This is a genomic window from Arthrobacter glacialis (assembly GCF_002909445.1).
Lineage (GTDB): Bacteria > Actinomycetota > Actinomycetes > Actinomycetales > Micrococcaceae > Specibacter > Specibacter glacialis.
The window spans coordinates 61,935-84,658 of record NZ_PPXC01000016.1; the positions used below are offsets into that span (position 1 = coordinate 61,935).

Consider the following 22,724-nt stretch of genomic DNA (forward strand, 5'->3'; position numbering starts at 1 on the left):
GCAGTTGATGTAGACAATCACAATCGAGGCAAACAGTAAGGGCCGCTACCAAAAATTGGTAGCGGCCCTTACTGTTTTCCCTGTCGGTCGATGTTGCTTAGCTGCAGCGGTAGATGTTGAGAGTTCCTGACCTGCCGTTGACCGTATTGTCAGCGCTGAAGGTTGCCCCTGTTGTGTTTCCTGCGATCATCCCGACCGCCTCGGCGTGCTGGATGCTTCCTTCTGCACCATCGAGGGACGATCCCCATGCGCTGGCTTTCAGAGAACAGGCCGCGGTAACAGGAACGAACGCTGGCGCTCCAAGGCTTGCCCGTGCTGCTGCGATGCTGCCAAGGGTTTGAGCCGGCAATGAGGGTGCGACGGGCGGAACATACACAGGAGGTGCCGGAGCGGGGGCGGGCGCTGGTGCAGGGGCAGGAGCCGGGGCTGGTGCAGGCGCAGGCGCCGGGGCCGGGGCGGGAGCTTGCGCAACGGACCCCTGATCGACCTGGCCCGGAACTTGCTGTGCCTGGTCTACGGGGTTGCCGCCGACAGCCTCCCCGCCATCAGTTCCCCCTGCATCGCTGCTGCCTGTTGCCGCTTCGGCGGTGCTTGTGGGCTTCGCCTTGGCAGTCGGTGTGGCCTTGGTAGTGGCCTTCACACTGGGCTTGGCCGTCGCTGTGGTCGATGACGTGGAAGCCACAGTGACAACGCTGTCGCTGGCCGAAGTGGTACCGCCGTCGTGTCCGGCGAGGGCAATGCCACCGATTGTGCCTCCGGCAAGAATGGCCAGAGCCAGGGTTCCTGTGACGATCTTTGTTGCCAGGGGAAGCGCCTTGATCCTTGTGATGAAGGAGGAATCTTCGAGCGCGTTCGAGGTTTCTGTTGAGGGGTTCATACGGGTGGCCTTTCCTGGCGAGTGATGAATCAATAGAGAATCTAGAAGCCGGTGAAGGCTAGTGACACTAGTTGGTTTTGGACTAAAGGCAGCGCGATCGCCCCTTTAGGGGACATACCGCGAAGGCGTGCCCATAAGTATCCGCGTGGACTGGTCACGAAGGTGACTAGTGCCTCTCGGTGGGATGCCGGAACCTTTGAGGGGAGTTCGTTGAGTGCTTTCACGGTGTCGAAGCTCAGCGAGTCCATGCTGCACTCCAGAACGTCCACTGCTTCGGCCGCCAAGTTCATGGGCCACCGCAGCTTGACGAGAAGGGTGCAGAGCTCATGCCACAGAGGGCTTGACTGACGCGTGGTCGGTGTTGATAGGGAATTAAGAACAGCGCCCTCATCATCGCCCACAGGGAGGATGAGGATTTCATCCTCCTGCAGACCAAGTTCTTCGGTCAGCTTCTTCCACTTGCCGGATTGAACGATGCTTTCCGAGATTCCATGACGGTCAGCGATCATCTTTCGACGGAGGCAATCACGAACACAGTTCACCAGGTAGGCACAAGGCGATTGTGCCATTTCCAGACCGACTCGACGCGTCATCTCCCACGTGAACGAGAGAATGTCCTCGGCACTGGCCCTAGGGAAGTCGTACACCAATGATTTGGTCAGCTCGGGTAGGAAGTCTCGGAACAGTGTTTGAGCTGCAGGACTGTGCTCGCCTTGCTGGCGATATTCGGTGAGCAGACGCAGTAGCGTTGCGTCCTTTTCAGCGAAGGGCAAGCTCTTTGCTGCAGATACCTCGTTCATACCGGGATGCCCCAGCGTGACGCTACCTTGCGGCGCTGGTCAAGGATAGCTTCGGTGTGGTTCAGAAGCTTTCGAACCTGGGAAGCGTGGCGTTGCTCAGGTTCTGCGGCAACTAGGGAGTCAAAGGCCAGCTGCAAATCCTGTGAGATGGCCTCAACCATCACGATCTGATCCGCTGTTTCATCAGCCTCTGCGCTAGCGCCGATCGATGAAAGGAAACCCTCAACATCGAACAACACATCAGCATTGTCCGGAAAGAGAGTTGAGGACTCTTGGCCCTGAGCAACACCACTGGTCAATGCCGAATTGGCCCCTCTTGTCCGGTCACGGACCTTTCCATCAAGCCCCCGGACCCTTGAAGGAATACCTCCAGCGTTTCCTGCAGTCCGAATGAACTTGTCTACTGCCCGTTGCCCGGTCCGGTCACTTCGTCCAATAATGGGGCCCACTGCGCTGCCGGAAAAATGCTTGGCAACCATCTCGCGCATAACGAGGTTGAAGTCATCCGGAGCCAATCCAAGGAGTTGAAGATTCTCCGTTTCAATCATCGCCCGCCATGAACCATATCCAAGAGCAGTGTGTGCCTGGCCCTCGTGTAGTTCCACAGCCAAGGCCACTACAGCTTTCACGGAATTCTCAACAACTATGAGCTCACGAGTCAGCTTCCCCAGGTGGCGACGCAGCTTGTCCACCTTCATGCGAGCCGCTGAACGGGTTAGCTGGTCCAAAGTTGCTGGGATCACAGCACCTTCGGCGTCGGCATCCGTCTTGAGAAACACGTCTGTCCCCTCTTGGCTGTTCAACTTCGTAGACATCGGAGACTCCAATCGGGTTGACATGTGGCTTCCTAGTGGGGCTTGGGGAAATAGAGGGTAAAATCGTCCAAAGCATCATTCTTATTATGATGCTACCATCACTTTTATTATGACGTAAGCCCTGAGATGGCAATGTGAGCGAGAATTGGTAGATGCCAAGCACCTACAAGTCGCCAACCCCGCTGTCTCTCGAAACCGAGGGAGCGCTCAACGTGTTCAATGTCAACCAACTGCGAGCTGGGATCATCCGCGACCTCTCTCAGCATCCCGAAGGGGATACCACTGGCAATATTGCTCGTCGCCTTGAGGTTGATTATCGCCAGGTCTACACGCATGTTCGCGTGCTCGTCACCGCTGGATTGGTGGTGACAGATTCAGACGCTGTGATTCCAAATGGAAGGCGCGTCGTGTACAGCTTGAAGCCTGGAGCTTTGGAAGAGCAGGCGGCGATCTACTTTAGGTATCTTTCAGGCGAGTCATAAGGGCTTTCGTGCGGGTGATGTGGTGTGAGTTGACAGTAATGGCGCTGAGTAGGTCCTACGGCGATTTGAACGATACACGCTTGTAGCGCACATGTGCAAAGCCTGTAGGGTTCACGCCCTGTCCATTTGGCTAGTCCTGAGCGGAGATACGATGGATTCGTATTTTTCTGTACTAACGGACCACCACTGGAGGATGACGCTGAGTGTTGAAAACATGGCGCGGACTGTCCTGCCTGGCGCTCCTTGCGCCGACGGCCGCTCTGTCTGGGTTCGCGGTTGTTATGGCTCGGAGGATTGTTAAGCGGGGTCCAAAGGACTATCGCCGGGCTGAATTAACAGCTGATGGACACGGCGTTCGCATCGATTTGGACGATTACACCAAAGCCCCTGGTGATTATGGATTCTTCGACCCTGTGACCAAGCGTTACACGAGGGTCAGCGAAGTGATGTTGATCGATGAGGATCAAAAGTTTGTGGAGCGGCGGATCGTGCCGCCTGCATCCGGACCGGAACGTCTGGGACCTCTTGTCGATTGGACCCCCGATGTGTTCTTTACACCCTCTGCGCTGAGCAGGCGATACGAAGAAGTGAACGTCCCCACTTCGTACGGCACGGCGCCGGCCTGGCTGTTCACAGGGAAGAACCCGGACGTATGGGTGATCCATATACACGGCAGCTGGACCGACCGAGCGATCATGTTCCGAGACGTCCACGCTTTCAGTCCCCTGGGATTCACCTCCCTGGTGCCTTCATTTCGAAGCGACCCGGAGGTCAGCCCACCACAGGCCGAGACGAGCCACCTCGGGCAAACTGAATGGCGCGACGTGGAAAGCGCTGTGGCCTACGCCGTAGCTCATGGAGCCAAGCGAATCATCCTCTCCGGCTGGTCAATGGGTGGGACCATGGCACTGCTCACGGCTGAGCGCAGTGCATACAGGAAGCAGATCGCAGGGATGGTTTTGGTGGGGCCCGTCACGAGCTGGCGTAAAGCCATCACAGCAGGTGCGGCGCGAGCCGGCGTTCCGGCGGCGGGGGCCGGCCTTGTCATGCGTCTATTGCAGACGCCTTTCTTCGCGAAGCTAGTCGGGTTGGAGGAAGCAATCGACTTTGATGCGCTCGAATGGGCCGATGTAGAAGGCAGGGTAACCGTCCCGACGCTGGTCTTGCATTCCAAAGCTGACCAAGAAGTACCCTTGGAGAATTCGACAGCGTTTCAAAAGGCGAATCCTGATACCGTCACCCTGGTTCCATTCCAGAAGGCACACCATACCCAGGAGTGGAACGCCTCGCCCAGCGCCTTTTCTAGCGAACTTACAGGATGGGTCAGCAAGATGATCTCAACCGACCAAGGCTAGATTCTGGCCCCTAGCTTGGCTTCAATTCGGCTGATCCTGTTCTTAATAGGTTCCGGGAATGCCTCCAGCTTCGTGACCTCGTGGTTGTGCAGGCGAATGAGACTCTTATAGATTCCGTCTTCGAGCGTTTCATTGATGAAATCCCATGCGGGCTTGAACAGCGAGCGGTCCGCATTAACTCGAATCCTCAACGCAGTGAGCCAGAGAGCGTCGGTCATCCAAAGGCGCAATCTCGGGAGGTGCTTCGACAGGAATAGAATCAGCCAGCTCGCTGCCGTCACTGAAAGGCCTAGATAGAAGAGGCGGTAAAACCAAGATCCGATCGCCAGGGCGAACTCATGCCAAGGCGTGAAATGGAATAGCACCACGTACGTCAGGTGACATGCACAAGCCACCGCGACGACGATCATGCCCGCTGCGAATACGGCTAGCAGGCCCTTTGCCTTGTGCCGAAGCATGTAGACAAGCCTGAGGACCGTAAACAACAACGCGAGCATATATATGCCGCTGTATGCAGCAGTAGCTAGCTGTTCCATACGAGGAAAAATGAAGTTCGCGGCAGTTGGACGTTTATCCTCAATCAGCGCGAAGCAAGTGATCATAATGGGAATGCTCAGCAACGGAGCGTAGTAGGTCCAGCTGACGCGAGGTATGTTCGCTAGCTGACGCACGCTGTCGTTGAAGAAGAAGATCGCCAGCAGCGCGAAGATGGCTTGCAGCAGATTCGTGACGTTGACGCCACCGAGGTAGCTGTCAATAGTCTCCAGCGGTGTGACTATCCCTAGAGAGTAGAGCGCGAGGAGGCCGAACACCGACGCCAACCATGACGCCCGGGATTCTTTCACCTTCACCACGGCGGGGATTCGAAGCAGGATTAGGGCGCTGAGAAGCGCGAAAAGTATCAGTCTCATCGTTTAGCAGAGGAAAGGATCAAGAGCAGGCGAGCTGTTCACCCGGGTCTTCTTTGACATTCTGAACGCGAAATCCTCCACCCAGCGCTCTACGGGGTCATCCTCAATGTGCCGGCAGCTGACGCTGATTGCATTTTTGGTCTCCTTCAGGAGCGATTGAGAGATCTGGGGAGAGGCTAGGTTTTGGCTTTCCAAAAAGATGTGGCCCAGCTCGTGATATATGCAGTGAACTTTGTACTGCAATGAATGCCGTGGAGGGAAAAGGATGTTGATATAGTCCTCGTACTCAACCGTCAAGGCGGTCAGCGTTCCCCACTCACCCTCTTGTTCAATCAGATGGATCGGTTTCTCACAGATCAGCTTCAGGCGTTCTACAGCTTCTGTCATCGATGTCGTGCCGTCACCGCATAGCTCGAGGACTGTTTCCTCAACCGGAGGGAATACCATTCACTCTTCACCGTTCATTGATGCATCGATAATTTTGGTGATCGTCCTCAGAATTTCCGGCGAGGTCTCTCCCAGGTTTCTCGCTGCAAAGTTCTTCACTTTGAGCTTTCGCATGTGGTCAAGAAACTCCATCCGTGCTTCCACATCTGTCGGAGTCTCACTGTAGAGATCAGACAGATAAGTAGCCGGTACCTTAAATACGAATTCTGCGATGCCCTTGAGGAGTTCTTGATCTGTCACCAGGCTGCCGGTTCCGTTGATCAAGTAGGACCAGCGGGTTCGCGATAGTTGAATCCCGTGGGCGGAAAGTGCTTCCTCAACATGAGGGTAAGTGAGCACTGTGTTGTTGTCGGACTCCCAGATATCCACCAGGATACCCATGCGATCAGCTAGCTTTTCTTTCTTCTGCTGTTGCGTAAGGAACACGCTGCGGCCTCCGTTTGCCATCGGTATAGCTCCTCGCCAAGGTCAGTGGCTTGTGGTGTAGACCGCCACACTGAGCAGGCGGACAGCTGACACAATATGTTACCCGATACCGCTCGGAGCGTGCAGGCAGTGGGCACCTATTGAGTTGTGCATGTGCGCAGCATGTAGGTAAGCTGTCGCTTGTTTAGTCTTTGGAGGCGCGATCACTGCCACTGCGACACGCCGACCCACATGCACGTGAAGACTTAAGTTAAGGATAGCTTTTGAGGATGGGAAAAAAGTTCAGGCGTGCTTGGGGCACCGCAGGAGATCTAGAACAACTGAGTGCGCAAATTCCTGGCGACCAAAAGAAATGGGTCGAGGAAACCGCTGAGAGACTACACCTCTCCCCAAGCGAGTTCGTTGAACAGATGATCAACCTGAACCGGAGTGCCGCTGACAAGCAACTCGATGGATTGCCTCCGTGGGCTATTCGTCCCCAGAATTCTCGGTATACGCAAGAGGAGGCTTTGCCTATCGCGCAGGCCTCTTAAAAGCAGAAGGCCCGCAGTTTGCGGGCCTTGCCTGACACTTACTCAGTAGCTAAAACTTGATTCCGCCAAGACTCTTAGTTTGTAGCTACTTCAACAACAGCGGCTTTGTCATGCGCTCTTGCTTAGGAATGACTCCATCATACACGCACAGGCTTTTTTGGGAACAACGAACTCCGCCGACACACCTGATGTGCCCGCCGGTGATGCTGCGCACGCCCAGGCATGGGCATTGGCGCCGTTGATTGCAGGCTCCCCCGTCATGCGTTTTGCTACCCGTGTGGGTAAGTACCCTCGCCCCCGGTTGGCCCCGCCTCGCATTACACGAGCGCTGCCAAACCGCGCGGCCGCCGTCATGGTTCACGGCTCGGATGGATCCGTGCAGACATTGTGTTTGGACCTTGATACTTCCAAAGCCCTGCAAGCCGTGGTGGACGCTGACGCGGCCGCCATCACCGCACTATTGACTTCGTGTGGGCTTCGATTCGTGGCGGACCACTCCCCCAGCGGTGGCCGTCACATCTACGTTCCCTTGGTAGAGCGCTTGGCGGCCGAGGATTCCCGCGAGCTCGTGGAAGCACTCGCTACCCGCTTCCCCAGCCTTGACCCAGGCCCCCACCAGAACATCACCGACGGATGTATCCGCCCCCCGGGTTCTTGGCATAAGTCGATGACGGGCCACCAGGTCCTCGACACCCCCCTGTCCGAGGCGTACGACATCATGCGCTTACGCAACCCTGCCACCGCCGTGGCTGCTCTGCGCCGCGTATTGGCTGCATCTATCCGCCAGGTGCGCACACGCAAAGATGCCCGCGCCACAGCGCGTCTGGCCGTGGCCACCACATCCGGAACCATTGGCTTTCAGTCAGTCCGCGGCACATCGGTGTTGCGTCAGGTTGCCCGCACCGGGATCTACGACACGGCCCGTTACAAGAGTGCGTCGGAAGCTCGCATGGCTGTCCTGTCCCACCTCTCCAACTTCTCCATCACTCTCCCCCAAGTTCAGGAACGCCTGACAACTGACCTCGCTGGCCTCGCTGCCCTCTACCAGGACACGACCCACCTAGGCCGTCTGCTGCCCTTCGAATGGGACAAAGCCCAAGCATGGGTAGCCCAAAAAAATGGGGCCGTCCGCGCCGGGAAAGAACATAGCAATAAATGCGACACAGGCCTCCCCTTAACCCACAGGGGGGGGACTGAGGAGGTTCGTTCGCCCGCGTCGGTGATGGCTGAGATCAATGATCTTGAAAACGTGCTCTACGCAATCCTTGACCAACGCCTTGCCAGCACTGGACGTGAGGGAATCACTCTTCGGTTCCTCCTTCGCGCTGTGATTGGATTCGCTCGGGCTAAGGGGACTCTGTTGGTTGATGTGGGATGCCGTTCCTTTGCCAGGGAGATGGGCCAGCACCATGGCACTATCGCTCGCCTGCTGCCCCGCCTGGTCAAACACTCCGGTGGCATGCTCTCCAAGGTTGAGGATGCCCACGGGTGGCAGGCAGATAGCTACCTGTTGGGGTTGCCAGAGCAGTGGAAGGACGTGGCGAAAGCTCATGCCTGGCGCAAGGGCAAGATCTACGGCATTCGCCCCGTGTTCCGGGCGTTGGGTGCCCCTGCAGCCCTAGTGTATGAAGCCATCGAACGTGGCAGCCACTCCCCCACCACAGCGGATATTGTGCGGGCAACCAAGCTTAGCCGGCCCACCGTCGCCAAGGAGCTCATGACGCTGGCAGAGGTGTCCATGATCGAGCGACACCACGGAGCCTGGCAGATCCTCCACACCACCAATCTGCGGCATATCGCGGAATGGTTGGGTGTCCAGGACGACTATGAGTACCAGTGCGCCCTGATACGGGCCCAACGCCAATCCTGGCACGCCCACCTTGAACGCTTCATTGAGCCAGTGATTCGGGAGGAAGACATTTACGACGAGGAAATCTCCGAATGGGATTCTTGGGTCCCTGACGGCTACGGCGAACTCAGCGCCTTGGACCGGCACTTACTAGCCGCCTAACTACTGCCAGGGCGTCCTAGGCCCTGTTGGGTCGCTCTCCCCCAGTAGTTGGGTGAGAAATGCGGTGTGCGGATCAGTTCCCGCTTGAATGGATGCGCGCACGTCAGTTATTGCCTTGTGGATGGCCGTGGCCATGTCTCCCAGTGAAGTCTGTTGCGGATGAGATTTGACTGTGGTGGCCACAATGGCGGGGTGGAAGCCATGTCGCAGAACGAAGCCTGTTGGATCGTTGATACACCCGAGTAATGGCTGGTTGTTCTCTTCACCAGTCAAGAGACTGGCCAGGGGTGTTTGTGTCAGGGCCGATAGCCGGCACAGTTGCTCCCAAGTCGGGTACAGCAGCCCTTGCTCCCATCTGTCCACAGCCGGCTCATGAGCGCCGCAAGCCTCGTCCACCCAAACACCCACAAAAGGTGATGCGGAAAACAAGGCTGCGCGACCGCCCCGTGCCTGGGGATCAAAAGCAGGGGTGATCGCCGTCGGCCGCAGATCACCGTTCTGCCACCGCGTGAATAGTGAAGGATATTTGGTTGCCAGGGCGTCGGCGTCCACGCCCACCGTGCGCTGGGACATCTCCTCAGGAGACAACCGCGGCTGATCAGGCATGGACGGCACCACACCGTCAGGTGTCGAGGACCGTTTTCGTTTGAAGAACACTCGCTAAGACTGACATACCAATGCCTAGACACACGGTAAATGCTAGTTGGGCAAACCGTCCACGCTGCACGGATCCTGCGACGAAGAGGACAGTCAGTGATGGAGAGTTGTAGTTTTCTACATTTGTAGTAATCTTGAATACCAGAAAGAAAGTATGATAGGTTTCTATCCATGTAGTCCCCTTGATCTGTTGGGAAGAACATGTAAAGTTTGCTTGTTTTCTACAAATGAAGATTGCAAGCAAACTTGATGCATAGTTATGAAGTTCTCCACGAAACTAGAAGTCAAGAATTGTAGGATGGTTGTTATGGACAGGATTGGTATTTACTCAGAGGCCGGTGGGGTAACTAAGACCAACACCGCAGTCTCTCTCGCCGTGCTCGCGGCCCGCCAAGGCATCAAGACCGTACTGTTTGACGTTGACCCACGCGCAGCAGCAACTAAATGGGCACGCATCGATGTTGTAGGTGGACGTCACGTGGGGGCCATCCTTGCAAGCGATGATTGCGAAGGCTGGGCCGATGAACTGGCCGAGGTGTCTCCATGGTCTGAGAACCTTAGGATCGTCCCTTCATCCCGAAACCTGAGTAACCGAGAAGCTGACCTCGACGACGGCTTGGAATTTCGCCTGAAACGCTCACTTGTTGGTCTCGAAGATCATTTGGTCTTCTTTGATATGCCCAACCGTCAAGGTGGACCCATCATCAAGGCAACGCTAACGGCACTCACCAAGGTGATCTACGCTGCGAAGCTCGATGGAGACGGGATTGATGGCGTCATGGGTGCTCGGCAAACGGTTGAAAAATTCAACTCGAACAGAGCCTTGATTGGATCGTCAGAACGCGTTCACGAAGTGGGAATTATTGCGGGCGCCATTAGCGACAACATCGTCCCCCTGGTGGAGAAGGCATCTTTTGAGGATTTGAGTGCCACCGGATTGCTCCTGACACCGATGGTCCCCAGGCGAACAATTGTGCAGCAGACCCGCCTGACTGGCGAATGGTACGGGGACTACCGTGCAGGCCGTCCTGTAACTGACGCATACATGACCCTATTGAATGAGAAGGTATTGAATTGAGTGATCGACCAGACTTGAGCAAGCGGCGGACCATTGTCCCGGCACCAGATGAGGACATTGATCCCATTGATTCGCATAAACCAGTAGACCCACCCAAAACATTGCCCCCAAAGGCTCAGCCCATCGGCACAGCCCAGGGAACTACCGTAGCGGCCATGCCCAGAAAGCCACTCCCTAAGAAGGAAACGCCTCCTGTTGAACTTCCAACCAAAGACCTCAACCTGCAAGTGACGCCTGAGGTAATGGAGACGATCGACTTTGCAAAGTTCAAGACCAAGCTGACAAAACGCGAAATTGTTCAGCGTGCGGTCCTGGCGTACTGGAGCGAGTACAGGCCCAAAGACCTTTAAGCATTCACAATCTCGCTGATTTTCAATGTCGGAGGGCGGGCCTACACTGGAACTATAAGATTTCTGTTCTAGTAAATGGTGTGTCATGGCTCATGTTTCGAATACTGTTGCTGTAGGGTTGCCCTCTGTGGTTGCGGCGCAGCACCCTTTGCTGGTTGGCGAATCGGTGGCAGCTGGGTACCCATCGCCCGCCCAAGATTTTTTCGACGGCCGGATCAATCTCAATGAACACTTGATCAAGGACGTCACCAGTACCTTTGTGGTGAGGGTGAGTGGGGATTCGATGGAGGGCGCCGGGATTAGCGACGGCGACGAGCTGATCGTCAATCGGGCGCTCACACCTCGGGATGGGTCAATCGTGATTGCCATCCTGGACGGGGAGCTGACTGTCAAGCGCCTGCAGCTGAAGGCCGGGGGAGTGGTCCTTCACGCCGAGAACCCCAAATACCCAGACATTCAAGTCCCGGACGCCAGCTCGCTGTCCGTGTGGGGCGTGGCTGAAACCTGTTTACACGACCTCCGGCACTAGGTCAGGTGTATTGATGCGTATCCGCACCGCTGACCCCTCAGGCCCGGCCTTGATGCCCGGCAGTGACTACATTGCCCACGTCGATGTGAACTCGTTCTACGCCAGCGCAGAACGCGCCTTCAATCCCTCCCTTGAAGGCGTCCCAGTCGTCGTGTTGTCCAACAATGACGGCTGCGTGGTCACCCGCACCGCCGAGGCGAAAGCGCTAGGTATCTCGATGGGGGAGCCATGGTTCAAGCTTGCGCCCCGCGCCAAAGCCTGGGGACTGGTGGCACTCTCCAGCAACTACGAGCTCTACGGCGACATCAGCGCCAGGGTCATGGAACTGCTGGGCCGCTACAGTGCCTGGGTCGAGGTGTATTCCATTGACGAGGCATTCCTTGGTGTGAACGGCACGCCCGAACGGATGCGCCAGCTTGGCCGCACCATCAAGGATGCTGTCCGCCGGCACGTCGGCGTCCCGGTATGTGTCGGGATCGCGCGAACGAAAGGCCTGGTGAAGCTTGCTAATAAGCTCGCAAAGCATAATCCGGACTTCGCCGGAGTGTGCCACTGGGAATCGATCCCCGAAGACGCTCGCGATGGTTTGATGTCCAGGCTGTCCGTGGTCGAGCTGTGGGGCGTGGCCACCCGCTTGACCAATCGGTTGAACGCCATGGGGATCCGCACCATTCTGGACTTGAAGAACGCCAACCCGGTCATGATCCGTGACCGCTTCTCCGTGGTGCTGATGCGCACCGTGATGGAGGTGCAGGGCACTCCCTGCATCCCCATGGAAGAGGAACGAGTGGGACGAGACCAACTCATCTTCTCCCGCTCCTTCTCCACCCCCGTCACCACGGCCGCGGCCATGGGCCAGGTCATGAGCGTCTACGCCCAACAACCCAGCGCCCGCCTGGCCAAGCACGGCCTCCAAGCCAAGGTGCTCACCGCGTTTGCCGGCACGTCGCACTACAACCAGGACAACATCTCCTACCCCTCGGTGTGTGTCCCGCTGCCGATGCCCACCGCGGATCCCGTACTGCTCCACAAAGCCGCCAACAGCTTGTGCGAACGGATCTATGAAGGTGTGAAATACGTCCGGGCCGGAATCATGGTCACCGACCTGCGCCCCACCGGCAACCAATCACCCCTGGAGCTCTTCGAGAACCCGCACGAGGAACGAGGCATCGGCACGCTGCTGGAATCCGTGTCCAAGAAGTACGGGCGGGGGAGTATCGGGCTTGGAAGTGCCGGCGTCCGGGGCGGGCCTGACTGGTCCATGAAACGCGACATGCTCTCACCGCGCTACACCACCCACTGGGACGAGCTGCTGCTGGTCAAAGCCTCATGAAAGAAGCAACCATTCCATGATCATCATCGCCACCGTCGAAACCATCGACGGCAACACCTTTGCCACCACTGAAGTAGAGGCAAAGGACTACGCCGCTGGCTTCGCCCAGCTGCGATCATCGCTCCCCGAGGGGCAGCGAATGACGGGCGTGCGAGTGGAACGCTAATGTTCCGTGTGACCGCCGTATGGGCCGTAGTTGCTGTCAGTGGCGCCATGATCTTGCCCAACGTCGTTAGGCACATGTCCACGGCTCCATGGATGTTTGCGCCTATGCTCGCGCTGTGGACCGCGGACCTGGTCATGGCGGCTCAAGTTACGCATGAGTTTCGCGTGAATGCGAAGCGAGAAGGCACCGATTAGAAGTATCGAGGATGCTGCATCCCTAAACGGCGGGTGAGTGCGCTATCGCTGTGTGGTTGGACGCGGTAGCTGCAATTCGAAATTGTGACCGGCCTGGCACTGATAGATCCCGACATACCTGGAATATGAAGGTTGAGGGACAGGGTACTCATGTTCCCCACCCGCCCCCAGCGCCCGCATTAAGGGCTTATGTCCGGAAGGGGTAGTCGGTGCAGCGCATACAGGGCAGAGGCGAGTTTCATCCATGGACGAATCATACGTCCAGCAATCTCCGAGCAACCATCCTGGCATCTTTCAGGTAGTCCCCATACTGTTGTCATTGAAGTGGCCAACCGTCCCCCAATCTCTCTGGTGTACCACTTTATGCAAGCGCAGGCTTCCCGTCTCATGTGAAATTGGAGTATTTCCACCTACGCCATGACGTCCATAACGAAGATCCGCTGAAGCTTTCTCAACGATTTGAGGAAGTCTTCAAACACATTGAGTCCGGCCTTCTAGCTACCCAGCCCACTGCACGGTTTCCGCTCTCACAAATCCGGGATGCCCTCGCGTGGAATTCTGCGAACAAAGGAAAAGTTCTCTTAGAAATCGGCTCAGGCTTGCCCCGATAAGGTGCCTGATCCCCAAAAGACAGCAGCTACAGATCACTTCAAAAACGGTCGCTACCAGTAATCAAACCCCGATTTGACGGGCCACGACACGTTCAGGAGTACCCGACAAGAACTATCGTGACAATCGAACTCGCATTAGTAATGCACCTCACACACTTTTGCGGAATAGGTATCAACGGGACCGACTTGTTAGTTGTATGAACATCACACTCACCGGAGGAACCGGTTACATCGGATCAGTAGTTCTCGAACGCCTCGTGGAGCGCGGCCACACGGTCACTGCCCTCGTGCGCAGCACTACATCGGCTACAACCGTTACCGCAGCGGGCGCCGAGGCAGTCGTCATTGACTTCACCGATATCAATGCTCTCTCCGCGGCTTTCGCTGCCGGTGACGCCGTCATCCACACGGCGACGCCTGGCGATGAGACAAGCAGCGACTTCGACCGCCGCATCGCTGATGCGGCCCTTCGCTCACTGGCAGGCACTACCAAGCCCTATATCCAGACCAGTGGAATTTGGATATGGGGAAACAACGCGGACATCACTGAGACGTCTCTGATCGACTCCCCGGCAGTCTCTGCGTGGCACGACCCGATCGAAAAGGAGATTCTTGCTGCGGACATCAATGCGACCGTGCTCGCTCCCGCAATCGTGTATGGACGTGCCGGCAGCCTGGAGCACCTCTTTATCCCCGCAGATGGCGCAACGTCAGTCCAACTCGTTGGAGACGGCTCGCAGCGCTGGACCACGGTTAATGTCGATGATCTCGCCGACCTCTACGTGCTCGTGGTCGAGCAGGGCGAGGGCCTCGGGTACCTGGTTGCAGCCAGTGGCCAGAACCCGACGGTCGCCGAGATCGCCAAGGCTGGCGCACACAAAGCCGCAGTTGCACCCGAGAGTGCAGAAGCATCGCGCACGCGGCTGAGCGCCGCTCTCGCGGACGCCCTTCTCCTCGACCAGGCCGCCACAGGGAGCTATGCAAAGTCCCTCGGATGGAAGCCGAGCCGACCGTCACTGATCGCTTCACTCGAGAACCGCTCGAACGCCTCCTAACCGCCCGAACGTCAATCACACAGGGACCCTGTGACAGCAGGGTCCCTGTTTTTCGTGGCGAGGTCAAGTAGGAGGCAGCACGGACAGATCAACCTCGCCAAGATCCTTTTTGTGGCCGTCAAAGATGTCCGGAAGCGCTGTCAGAGCCGCCCAGGTTGGCGTCCAGCCCACGCGGGCTCCAAAGGGTGCAGCCGATGCCTGCGCCGGTAGGAAAGGCCGGACGGTGGCAAAACGGCGCATCATCTCAGCAGTCGCGTCAGCCTCTGTACCGTTATAATTCACCAATTCATTCCCCACGTCTGCCGCGGTGTGTATATCGGATAGCTACACTTGCTCAGCCAGCACCGACGCCGTCTCTGCGCTGGAAGATTCCGAATTGCCCAAACACCTCTAGCTCCGGAGGAAGCCTTCAGAGAAACAAGCCACATAACCGCTCTTGGTGCCGATATGTCCGGCATGAGCGAACTACACCCAGCGCTGTTTGCCCGGACGTCTACCATCGCCACGGATGACCACCCCCAGTGCATGGAACACGGAGACGTTGGAGCCGCCGTCCACGCCGGCTACGTTGACCATGATGCTGACACACCAATCGGGGTCATCCATCGAGACCACCGCAAGCGATTCCGGACCAGCGTTCAGCATTGCTGACCTAGCCGGCGTGGGCGCCACCGATTCCGCCGTCGTCGGCACCTTCCTCAATACTCTGGACTAAGCCGAATAACTGGCCTCGACGGGGCCAAAGCCCAGCAAATCCGTGACTAAAGCAATCCCAGGGGATACTGACTAAGCCGTCTAAGTGGTATCCAAATCACTTGACTCAATCACTCAGCAAGTCCCTCAAATTCGTAGTGGATCGTCACAGAAAAGTTCAGGCCATCACGAACACTGGCCGAGGCCATGCTCGCCGACGAGGGCGCAGAGCTTATTGGGACTATTCACTAGGCGAATTCGCGCAGGGGCGAGCCGGCTTCGGCGTGCCAGACACGTGCACCTTACTACAGCAAAGTTGAAGTACAGCAGAAGGAAAAGCATGTGAGAAGGCGCTGGGCTGGCGGGAAGATGAATCTCCAAAGCCTTTGCACTTTCAACGTACAACCTGGCGTTCTTGTGAATATCCCTGGCTTTGAGGGAAACGCTGAGGGCACGAACCCAGAGACGGTCCCTTAGAACGCGGTCGAAATCTTGCGAGGGTGGGCAGATATCGTTGCTTGTCAGCGTACGATTGAGCCGAATTTGCCCACACCCTTGTGCACAGGATCTAATGTTCCGACCTGCAAACGAGAGCGAGAACCAAAATGAATACCCGTATGAGATTCCCTGTAGTGGCAATAACATGTGCGGCCGTGATGTTGATCTCCAGTTGCGGCAGCACTGGTGGGGGGACGGGCCAAGCAAGCTCACCCGCTCCCGTCTCAACGACTGATCAGGCCGCCACTGTCGATTTGGTGGTTGAGATCCGCAACGATGGCCAGAACACCTCATATTCCCTACAGTGTGCGGGTTCGACTGCTTTGGCAACCAGTAAGCATCCGAACGCTGCCAAAGCCTGCGAGCTTTTGGCCAGGGACTCCAAGTTCCTTGATCCATCCCCGGATCCTACGAGTCAAATGTGCACTCAACTGTACGGTGGACCGGCCACTGCCAGCGTTACCGGGACTATAGCCGGCAAGGCCGTGGACCGGGACTTTGACCTGAAAAACGGTTGCGGAATATCTGCATGGACCGCCGCACTGCCCCTGTTGGTGGAACAACCCGCCGGCACCTGATGCCCGGGCCATTGCCCGGGAGATTCCCACAAAAGGGTCCGCGGCCGCACCACCTGGTGCGGCCGCGGACCCTTTGTGTCCCGACCAATCCGTCCACCTTAGGAGTGCAGCCACTCGCGGTAGGCCGTGACCAGTGTCGTGACCCGCGCGGTCAAGCGTCGGTTGAATGACCGGGGCGAAAGAGAACGAATGATTAGAGCGAATGTCGCGGTCAATGGTCCCGGCTTCGAGACTGTGAGGTACGTTTCCCGGTGCTTGATTCTGGTCCAAGTCGAATAGGGGTGGTTTACTGGTATTGACCTCTATTTAAGTGGCCTGTATTCCTCAGGTCTAATCCGCAATCCGTCTGTCACTGACTGTGACCAAATTCGTCGCCGTGGACACCCTGTCGGATTCAGACGCAGGGCAGTCCGGACGAGGCTGTCCATGACCAGCAAAAGCGCCCAGCTGTCAATTGCATCGGATGAAGACATCCTTCATCCGGTGCACTTTCAGCGCAAACGTGCAGGCCAGAAACGTTTCCATGGCCAGTCGGGGCATGAGCTCAGGGGCTCACACCATGGTGATCCACGACTTCATTGAGGCTCTGACCTACGTCGATACTTACAGATCCAGACATGTTGAAGCCGACCACAGTAGAACACCAAATGAAATTGCGGCCAGAATGCGAAAAAGTGGAATATCCGACGCTAAGGTTTTGTCGAGCTTCGTAGTGCCCCGTATTTGCAGGGTTTGATGTGGTTGGCGCGGCACCGGGTGTAGTCGCTGGTGAGGTTGATGTGTTCCCATCCCCGGGGTGAGAGGAACCGCAGCAGCTCCGGGTCAGTGGCCTTACCGTCCTTGTCAAGAGAAAGTGTAGTTTGAATGGCCTGCGCGTGCCGGGCGCTTGCTGTCAAAATGGTGGAATGAAGTCAAAAACAGCGCGCCCCGCGGGGCTTAAGGACATGCGGCGGTCCAATGAACTTAAGGTCCTGGAGGAGTTGTACCGCCATTCACCCGCGACTAGGGCTGGACTGGCGAAGCAGGTTGGGCTCACGAAGCCGACCGTTTCTGCCGCACTCACCACACTCATCGGCTCCGAGCTGGTGGAACGTGTGGGGGGAGATCAGTCAGCGTCCAAGTATGGGGCTGAACTGTTTCGGTCTGCAGGCCGCTCACTTCCGGTCTTGGGGGTCGATGTGGGTACCCGATTCGTCCGTGTGCAGCTGGCGGGTCTTGACGATGTTCTTCTGGCCGCGGTGGAAGAGGAATTGCCTGAGCCCACTCTGGTGGCGGTGTTTGACAGCATTCTCCGGCTGCGTGAACGGGTCTGTGCCGAGGCCGGTATCGATCCGGTGACTATTCAGGCGGTTGGCGTGGGCATTCCCGGTGTTGTGCGGCCTCAGACCCAGAGAGTAGCGATGGCCGGGGGCATTGAGGGTTTGAACGGTTGTGACCTTAGTGAGGGTCTGGGCGATCTGCTCGGGACCCCCATCGTCGTGGAAAATGATGTGAATGTCGCTGCAATAGCCGAACACCGGTATGGGGCGTGTGCCGGTCAAGACGATTTTGCCATGATTTCTGTTGGGGCAGGCGTTGGGGTGGCCATCGTCCTTGGGGGGCGTCTGCGCGGCGGTGCCCGGGGAAGTGCCGGTGAGGTCGACCGGCTGTTCGGTGATTCGACCGGCAGGCTTCTCGCAGATCCTTCTAGCGATTCAATGATTTCCTTTGCTGAAGAGCAGCTTTCGGCCAATTCCCCTGTTTCAACCCCGGCACCCGTTTCCACCCCTGTCAGCATGGTCGACGTGTTTGTCGCAGCCAGTAGCGGTGATTCGTTCGCACAGGGCGTCGTTGATGAGGCTGGGCGCAGGATTGCCGAGCTATGCGCGTGCGTTGTGGCCATCGTTGATATTGAAACAGTCGTCCTCGTCGGTGGGATTGGTGCTGCCATGGAACAGGGGCGCACCGCGCTGGAGGCCAGGCTCAACGAGCTTGTTCCTTGGCCAACAACGGTGATACAGAGCACTTTGGGCAGGTCAGGGACTGTCATGGGGGCTCGGTCCCTGGCCATCGATGCAGCCCGTCAGGAACTATTTACTCAAAGAATCGGAAAGACTCTTTACGATTTGGTGTAGTTTCCTGTAGCCTTCTTGCGAAGGCACCCACAATCATGGAGCGGTCTACCCGCCGGCTGTGGAGCGTGTCTTGAGATCACTACGCACCCCAGGAGTTTCTGTATGAAGATTGTTGTCGTCGGCGGCGGTTCCACCTACACACCCGAATTGATTGATGGGTTTGCACGCTTGCGAGAAACCCTGCCGTTGAGCGAGATTGTGCTCGTCGACCCAGACCGTGAGCGCCGTGAACTCCTGGCCGGTGTTGCGCAACGAATGCTGCTCCGGCAGGGACATCCCGCTCTCGTCACTTCCACTGATGATGTGGGGGCCGCCTCGGAGGGTGCGGTGGCGGTGCTGCTTCAGTTGCGGGTCGGCGGGCAAGATACGCGCCGGCGCGATGAAACCTGGCCGTTGGACTGTGACTGTATTGGGCAGGAGACCACTGGCGCTGGCGGACTGGCTAAGGCCCTGCGCACTGTTCCGGTTGTACTCGATATCGCCGAGCGCGTGCGCGCTGTGAACCCCGATGCGTGGCTCATTGACTTCACGAACCCCGTTGGGATCGTGAGCCGGGCACTTCTGAGCCACGGACACAAGGCTATTGGCCTATGTAACGTAGCCATCGGGCTTCAACGATTCTTCGCGGAGTTGGTGGGTGTTGGGCCCGAACGAATCGCTTTGGACCATGTCGGTTTGAATCATCTCACCTGGGAGCGCGGGGTGAGACTGCTTGATCCAGTAACGATCGGCGGGACGACACCGGTAGGTTCGGGGACGAACATTCTTCCTCGCCTATTGGAAAGCCATGCGGAGCGTATCGCCACCCGCCTGCACCAGCCTGTGCAGCTCCTCCAACGCATCCAAGCCGTCCCGTCCTACTACCTGCGCTATTTCTACGAGCATGACACTGTGGTGCGCGAACAGCGCAAAGGGCCTTCCCGGGCCGAGGAAGTTGCGGCCATGGAGAGCGAACTCCTGAGGATGTACGCCGACCCTGCCACCGACACTAAACCAGACCTGCTCTCCAAAAGGGGTGGGGAGTTCTATTCGGAAGCGGCGGTTAACTTGGTCGCATCGCTGCTTTCGGACCGTGGCGATACACAGGTGGTAAACACGCTCAACAACGGCACATTGCCATTCCTGCCTGATGACTTTGTGATTGAGACCCCTGCCATCATTGACTCCACCGGTGCACACCCCGTGCGCACATCAGCTGTCGAGCCACGTTTCGCCGGTCTCATCGCCCATGTCGCCGCCTATGAACAGCTCGCCTTAGATGCGGCTATCCACGGGGGCCGCGATCGCGTCGCCGACGCACTGCTAGCCCACCCGCTTGTCGGGCAATGGGATATAGCCAATACGCTTACGGATCGCCTTATTGCCGAGAACTCCGCGTTCCTTTCGTGGGCGAAGTGAATCCCGCACCCGTGGACATGATGGAGGCAGTGGTTGCAGTAGACGGCGGAAATTCCAAGACGGATGTCGCGGTGGTGCGACTTGACGGGACGGTGCTCAGCGTCTCTCGTTCCGCAGGATACCGCCCCCAGAAACTTGGGAACGACAAAGCTGCTCAAGGTCTGCGAGCACTGATCCTTGAAGGCATAAAAGCTGCCGGTTCACCTCGGATCCTCCACCTGGGAGTCTATGTCGCTAATGCTGACTATCCAGCAGAGGAGGCTGAACTTCAGCAACGGATAGTTGGATGGGATTTGGCTCAGACTGTCGGTGTCGGCAACGATACGCTCGCACTGCTACGTTCAGGATCCACGGAGCGGTTCGGGGTGGCCGTGGTGTGCGGTGCGGGCATCAACTGTGTCGGCGTGGGCCGCAATGGGGAGGTAGCAAGGTTTGCGGCCATCGGGAGGATGAGCGGGGACTGGGGTGGAGGCCTTGACCTTGCTCTGGAGATCATGTTCCACGCCACCCGCGCCGAGGACGGACGGGGGCCGGCGACTGTATTGAGTGGCATGGTCTCTTCCCACTTCGGGCTATCCAGTGCTTTGGAGGTGGCCCAGGCCATCCATCTAGGACTGGTTGACCAAAGTCGACTCCACGAACTCGTGCCCCTGCTCTTCCCCGCCGCCGAGCGCGGAGACAGCCTCGCCGCCGATTTAGTGTCCAGACAGGCCGATGAGGTGGTGGCGCTGGCCAGCGCGGCGCTGCATCGGACCGGCCTGGCCGATACTCATGCCACGGTCGTATTGGGCGGTGGAGTCCTCTCTGCCCGCGCCCCGGCGTTGAACAACACCATCAGTGAAAGGCTGGCCACATCCCACCCCCTGGCACACACCATCGTCCCAGATCAGCCGCCGCTCTTCGGATCGATCCTGCTCGCCTTCGACAAGGTACCTCTGAGCCGCGAAGAACGCCATCTCGCCACCGAGAGGGTCAGCAAAACCCTCCGCCCCACCCAACTAACCAATGCAGCCAATACCCGTGCGGCATCCTCCTAGAGCCCCGACGGCAGGTTCGGTGGCATAGAGCGGCATCTTGCGAATGTACCGGAATGCCTGAGGCACCCGACTAGCTGGCACCCACCAATTCACCTTGGTGAGGACGCCCGGAATCGTCGTATCTGCATGAGCCAAGCCCAACGTTTTCTGCGCAGGTCCGCTGGGATTTCCAAACGTATCAAGGGAAGCCTGCGGGGTAGACGAGGATACCGGTGAGGGCGGTACCGCTATATCGACCCAACCATAAATCAAATCAATTGAATGGAGAAATGATAGTGCTTAAGCAAAAAGTCATTGCCGGTCTTGGCATCATGGCCATAACCATCCCTCTGGTCGCTTGCGCGTCAGCATCCGAGGCCAGCCAGCCGCCGTCTGCTTCCAGAGCATTGCCGGTTGAGGGTTACCTCATGACAGCAGATGGCGCATCAAAGTTTGTGGATCAAAGCGCTGCGGCGCTAGCCATGGTCGGCGTCGACGGCATCAACCTGACGCCGGATGGAGCCGGACTGACTGAGATGCCAGCCTCCGCGGCCCCAATCGTCGCAGCCACCCACGCGCACGGTCTCACAGCCGAGCTGCTGGTCGGCAATTTCGACAAAACCATTGAAGACTTCTCCCCGGAGATAGCGACCGCCCTTCTTAGTAGCCCCTCCAACCGCACCAAGGTCATCAAGCTGCTCGTTGATGACGTGGTACGTGGTGGATACGATGGGCTTCAACTTGACATGGAATCACTGAACGCCAGCCACGGAGCTGGGCTGGCTTCGTTCGCTAAAGATCTCAAAGCCGCCTTGCCAGCTAAAACGAAACTCTCCATGGCCTTGATGGCTACGGACACCGCCGCCGGGTATGCCGATGAGGGATACCAACTCACGGCACTAAACAAATCAGTTGACCGTTTCGTCCTGATGGCCTACGACCAGCACGGACCTACCTGGACCGAAGCAGGCCCCATCGGCGGATCCCCTTGGGTGAAAAGCGTCCTCGGAGCGTTCATTGCCGCTGGGGCGCCCAAGAGCAAGATCGATCTGGGGGTGGCTGAATATGCCTATACCTGGCCAGGCAATGGCACCCCCGGTGAACAGCTGACAGTCGCTCAGGCACGGGCAAAAGCTGGAAATAAGGCACGATTCGATGCCGTCCAAGGAGAATGGACTGCCACCCTGAGTGATGGGACGGTCATTTGGTGGTCCGATGCACTCACCCTGGCCGGTAGGACGAAAATGGCTCAACAGTACGGTGTCCATGGTTTGGCGATCTGGGAACTGAGCCTGGGCGACCCCTTGGTGTAGGGCATAGGCGCACTGAAGCCCGGGTGGTCCGGCTGATGCTGTCCGCTTTCTGTTCGGGCGGCAGCCGCCGGACCACCTGAATCCCCAGGATTCTGCCGGATGAGGATGGAGTGCCCGTACCGTCGGCTACTGATTTCCCCACAATGCCGGGATGCCTATGCCAGCCCTCTATGTGCCCCTTGGCAAGGTTGGATGTTGGATTGACAGAAGTCTCCCAACCTACAGGCTGCAGCCTTTCCTGCCAACAGCAGAAAGACTGAACGTGGAGACCAAGGTGACATCCCCGCGGCAGGGGCCGCTTTTGTGATCGTCCAGACCTGGACTTGGTGAAGTGTTTGTTAGATACGCTCAATTGCTCTACTGGGGCCTCTTCAACCTTTCATAACCAGCGGAATCAGGTTGTCTGGGTCGTCCTGGAAAGTCTTGGCTGGTATGCCGGTCCTGTTCACGCCTAATGCAGACTTCATACAGTCAAAGTTTCCTC

At 57.6% G+C, this 22,724-nt stretch carries 23 protein-coding genes; 15 read left to right on the top strand and 8 right to left on the bottom strand.

What is annotated here, in order from left to right:
- Positions 1-97: 97 nt before the first annotated feature.
- From CVS27_RS21075 to CVS27_RS17070, 3 genes are read right to left on the bottom strand one after another with little or no spacing between them, the layout of a single operon-like run.
- Entirely contained in the window at positions 98-877 is a 780-nt protein-coding gene (locus CVS27_RS21075) for a hypothetical protein (protein ID WP_103467056.1), read from the bottom strand.
- Between the two features lie 41 nt (positions 878-918).
- Complete coding sequence (locus CVS27_RS17065) at positions 919-1,677, bottom strand: hypothetical protein (RefSeq protein WP_103467057.1); 759 nt, start codon at positions 1,675-1,677, stop codon at positions 919-921.
- A complete protein-coding gene (locus tag CVS27_RS17070) occupies positions 1,674-2,492 on the bottom strand; it encodes a hypothetical protein (RefSeq protein ID WP_103467058.1) in 819 nt (272 codons plus the stop codon). The genes CVS27_RS17065 and CVS27_RS17070 overlap by 4 nt, the downstream gene beginning before the upstream one ends.
- A 152-nt stretch (positions 2,493-2,644) precedes the next feature.
- On the opposite strand from CVS27_RS17070, the gene CVS27_RS17075 reads away from it, so the two are divergent.
- Both CVS27_RS17075 and CVS27_RS17080 read left to right on the top strand, forming a co-directional pair.
- The gene (locus tag CVS27_RS17075; RefSeq protein ID WP_103467059.1) at positions 2,645-2,974 is read left to right on the top strand and encodes a winged helix-turn-helix domain-containing protein; all 330 of its coding nucleotides are present in this window, start codon (positions 2,645-2,647) and stop codon (positions 2,972-2,974) included.
- A 365-nt stretch (positions 2,975-3,339) separates the two neighbouring features.
- Positions 3,340-4,329 carry an alpha/beta hydrolase family protein gene (locus tag CVS27_RS17080; RefSeq protein ID WP_243400252.1) on the top strand — a complete coding sequence of 330 codons (990 nt, stop codon included), beginning with the start codon at positions 3,340-3,342 and terminating at the stop codon, positions 4,327-4,329.
- On the opposite strand, the gene CVS27_RS17085 is transcribed toward CVS27_RS17080, so the two are convergent.
- The 3 genes from CVS27_RS17085 to CVS27_RS17095 are packed head-to-tail and all read right to left on the bottom strand — an operon-like array spanning position 4,326 to position 6,134.
- Positions 4,326-5,183: a hypothetical protein gene (locus CVS27_RS17085; RefSeq protein WP_103467086.1), complete on the bottom strand. Its 858-nt coding sequence runs from the start codon at positions 5,181-5,183 to the stop codon at positions 4,326-4,328. The genes CVS27_RS17080 and CVS27_RS17085 overlap by 4 nt on opposite strands.
- A 60-nt stretch (positions 5,184-5,243) precedes the next feature.
- Positions 5,244-5,627 carry a hypothetical protein gene (locus CVS27_RS17090; protein ID WP_243400253.1) on the bottom strand — a complete coding sequence of 128 codons (384 nt, stop codon included), beginning with the start codon at positions 5,625-5,627 and terminating at the stop codon, positions 5,244-5,246.
- Between the two features lie 60 nt (positions 5,628-5,687).
- On the bottom strand, positions 5,688-6,134 hold the full coding sequence (locus CVS27_RS17095; RefSeq protein WP_103467062.1) for a hypothetical protein: 447 nt from the start codon (positions 6,132-6,134) through the stop codon (positions 5,688-5,690).
- A gap of 702 nt (positions 6,135-6,836) precedes the next feature.
- Between CVS27_RS17095 and CVS27_RS17105 the strand changes: the two genes are divergently transcribed.
- On the top strand, positions 6,837-8,657 hold the full coding sequence (locus CVS27_RS17105; protein WP_243400254.1) for a hypothetical protein: 1,821 nt from the start codon (positions 6,837-6,839) through the stop codon (positions 8,655-8,657).
- Here CVS27_RS17105 and CVS27_RS17110 read toward each other — a convergent pair whose 3' ends face one another.
- A complete protein-coding gene (locus tag CVS27_RS17110) occupies positions 8,658-9,263 on the bottom strand; it encodes a hypothetical protein (protein WP_133162972.1) in 606 nt (201 codons plus the stop codon).
- 349 nt (positions 9,264-9,612) lie between these two features.
- Between CVS27_RS17110 and CVS27_RS17115 the strand changes: the two genes are divergently transcribed.
- The 6 genes from CVS27_RS17115 to CVS27_RS17140 all read left to right on the top strand — a co-directional run bounded on the left by CVS27_RS17115 (position 9,613) and on the right by CVS27_RS17140 (position 14,630).
- A complete protein-coding gene (locus tag CVS27_RS17115; protein ID WP_243400255.1) occupies positions 9,613-10,392 on the top strand; it encodes a ParA family protein in 780 nt (259 codons plus the stop codon).
- On the top strand, positions 10,389-10,742 hold the full coding sequence (locus tag CVS27_RS17120) for a hypothetical protein (protein ID WP_133162973.1): 354 nt from the start codon (positions 10,389-10,391) through the stop codon (positions 10,740-10,742). The genes CVS27_RS17115 and CVS27_RS17120 overlap by 4 nt, the downstream gene beginning before the upstream one ends.
- An 85-nt stretch (positions 10,743-10,827) precedes the next feature.
- Complete coding sequence (locus CVS27_RS17125; RefSeq protein WP_103467066.1) at positions 10,828-11,271, top strand: LexA family protein; 444 nt, start codon at positions 10,828-10,830, stop codon at positions 11,269-11,271.
- A gap of 13 nt (positions 11,272-11,284) precedes the next feature.
- Complete coding sequence (locus tag CVS27_RS17130; protein ID WP_243400256.1) at positions 11,285-12,604, top strand: Y-family DNA polymerase; 1,320 nt, start codon at positions 11,285-11,287, stop codon at positions 12,602-12,604.
- Positions 12,605-12,620: 16 nt separating this feature from the next.
- Positions 12,621-12,770: a hypothetical protein gene (locus CVS27_RS20905; RefSeq protein ID WP_165788338.1), complete on the top strand. Its 150-nt coding sequence runs from the start codon at positions 12,621-12,623 to the stop codon at positions 12,768-12,770.
- Between the two features lie 1,002 nt (positions 12,771-13,772).
- Positions 13,773-14,630: an NAD-dependent epimerase/dehydratase family protein gene (locus CVS27_RS17140; RefSeq protein ID WP_103467068.1), complete on the top strand. Its 858-nt coding sequence runs from the start codon at positions 13,773-13,775 to the stop codon at positions 14,628-14,630.
- 63 nt (positions 14,631-14,693) lie between these two features.
- On the opposite strand, the gene CVS27_RS17145 is transcribed toward CVS27_RS17140, so the two are convergent.
- Complete coding sequence (locus CVS27_RS17145) at positions 14,694-14,912, bottom strand: hypothetical protein (protein ID WP_103467069.1); 219 nt, start codon at positions 14,910-14,912, stop codon at positions 14,694-14,696.
- A 226-nt stretch (positions 14,913-15,138) separates the two neighbouring features.
- On the opposite strand from CVS27_RS17145, the gene CVS27_RS21345 reads away from it, so the two are divergent.
- From CVS27_RS21345 to CVS27_RS17175, 6 genes are all read left to right on the top strand, one after another.
- Entirely contained in the window at positions 15,139-15,345 is a 207-nt protein-coding gene (locus CVS27_RS21345) for a hypothetical protein (RefSeq protein WP_243400257.1), read from the top strand.
- Positions 15,346-15,979: 634 nt separating this feature from the next.
- Positions 15,980-16,399, top strand: coding sequence for an SSI family serine proteinase inhibitor (locus tag CVS27_RS17150; protein ID WP_103467070.1), 420 nt, complete (start codon positions 15,980-15,982; stop codon positions 16,397-16,399).
- A 905-nt stretch (positions 16,400-17,304) separates the two neighbouring features.
- Positions 17,305-18,513, top strand: a complete 1,209-nt coding sequence (locus CVS27_RS17160) for an ROK family transcriptional regulator (protein ID WP_103467072.1) — start codon at positions 17,305-17,307, stop codon at positions 18,511-18,513.
- 102 nt (positions 18,514-18,615) lie between these two features.
- On the top strand, positions 18,616-19,911 hold the full coding sequence (locus CVS27_RS17165; protein ID WP_103467073.1) for a 6-phospho-beta-glucosidase: 1,296 nt from the start codon (positions 18,616-18,618) through the stop codon (positions 19,909-19,911).
- The gene (locus CVS27_RS17170) at positions 19,908-20,948 is read left to right on the top strand and encodes an N-acetylglucosamine kinase (RefSeq protein ID WP_165788340.1); all 1,041 of its coding nucleotides are present in this window, start codon (positions 19,908-19,910) and stop codon (positions 20,946-20,948) included. Before CVS27_RS17165 ends, CVS27_RS17170 begins: the two co-directional genes overlap by 4 nt.
- A 275-nt stretch (positions 20,949-21,223) precedes the next feature.
- On the top strand, positions 21,224-22,240 hold the full coding sequence (locus tag CVS27_RS17175) for a glycosyl hydrolase family 18 protein (RefSeq protein WP_165788341.1): 1,017 nt from the start codon (positions 21,224-21,226) through the stop codon (positions 22,238-22,240).
- Positions 22,241-22,724: the final 484 nt, after the last annotated feature.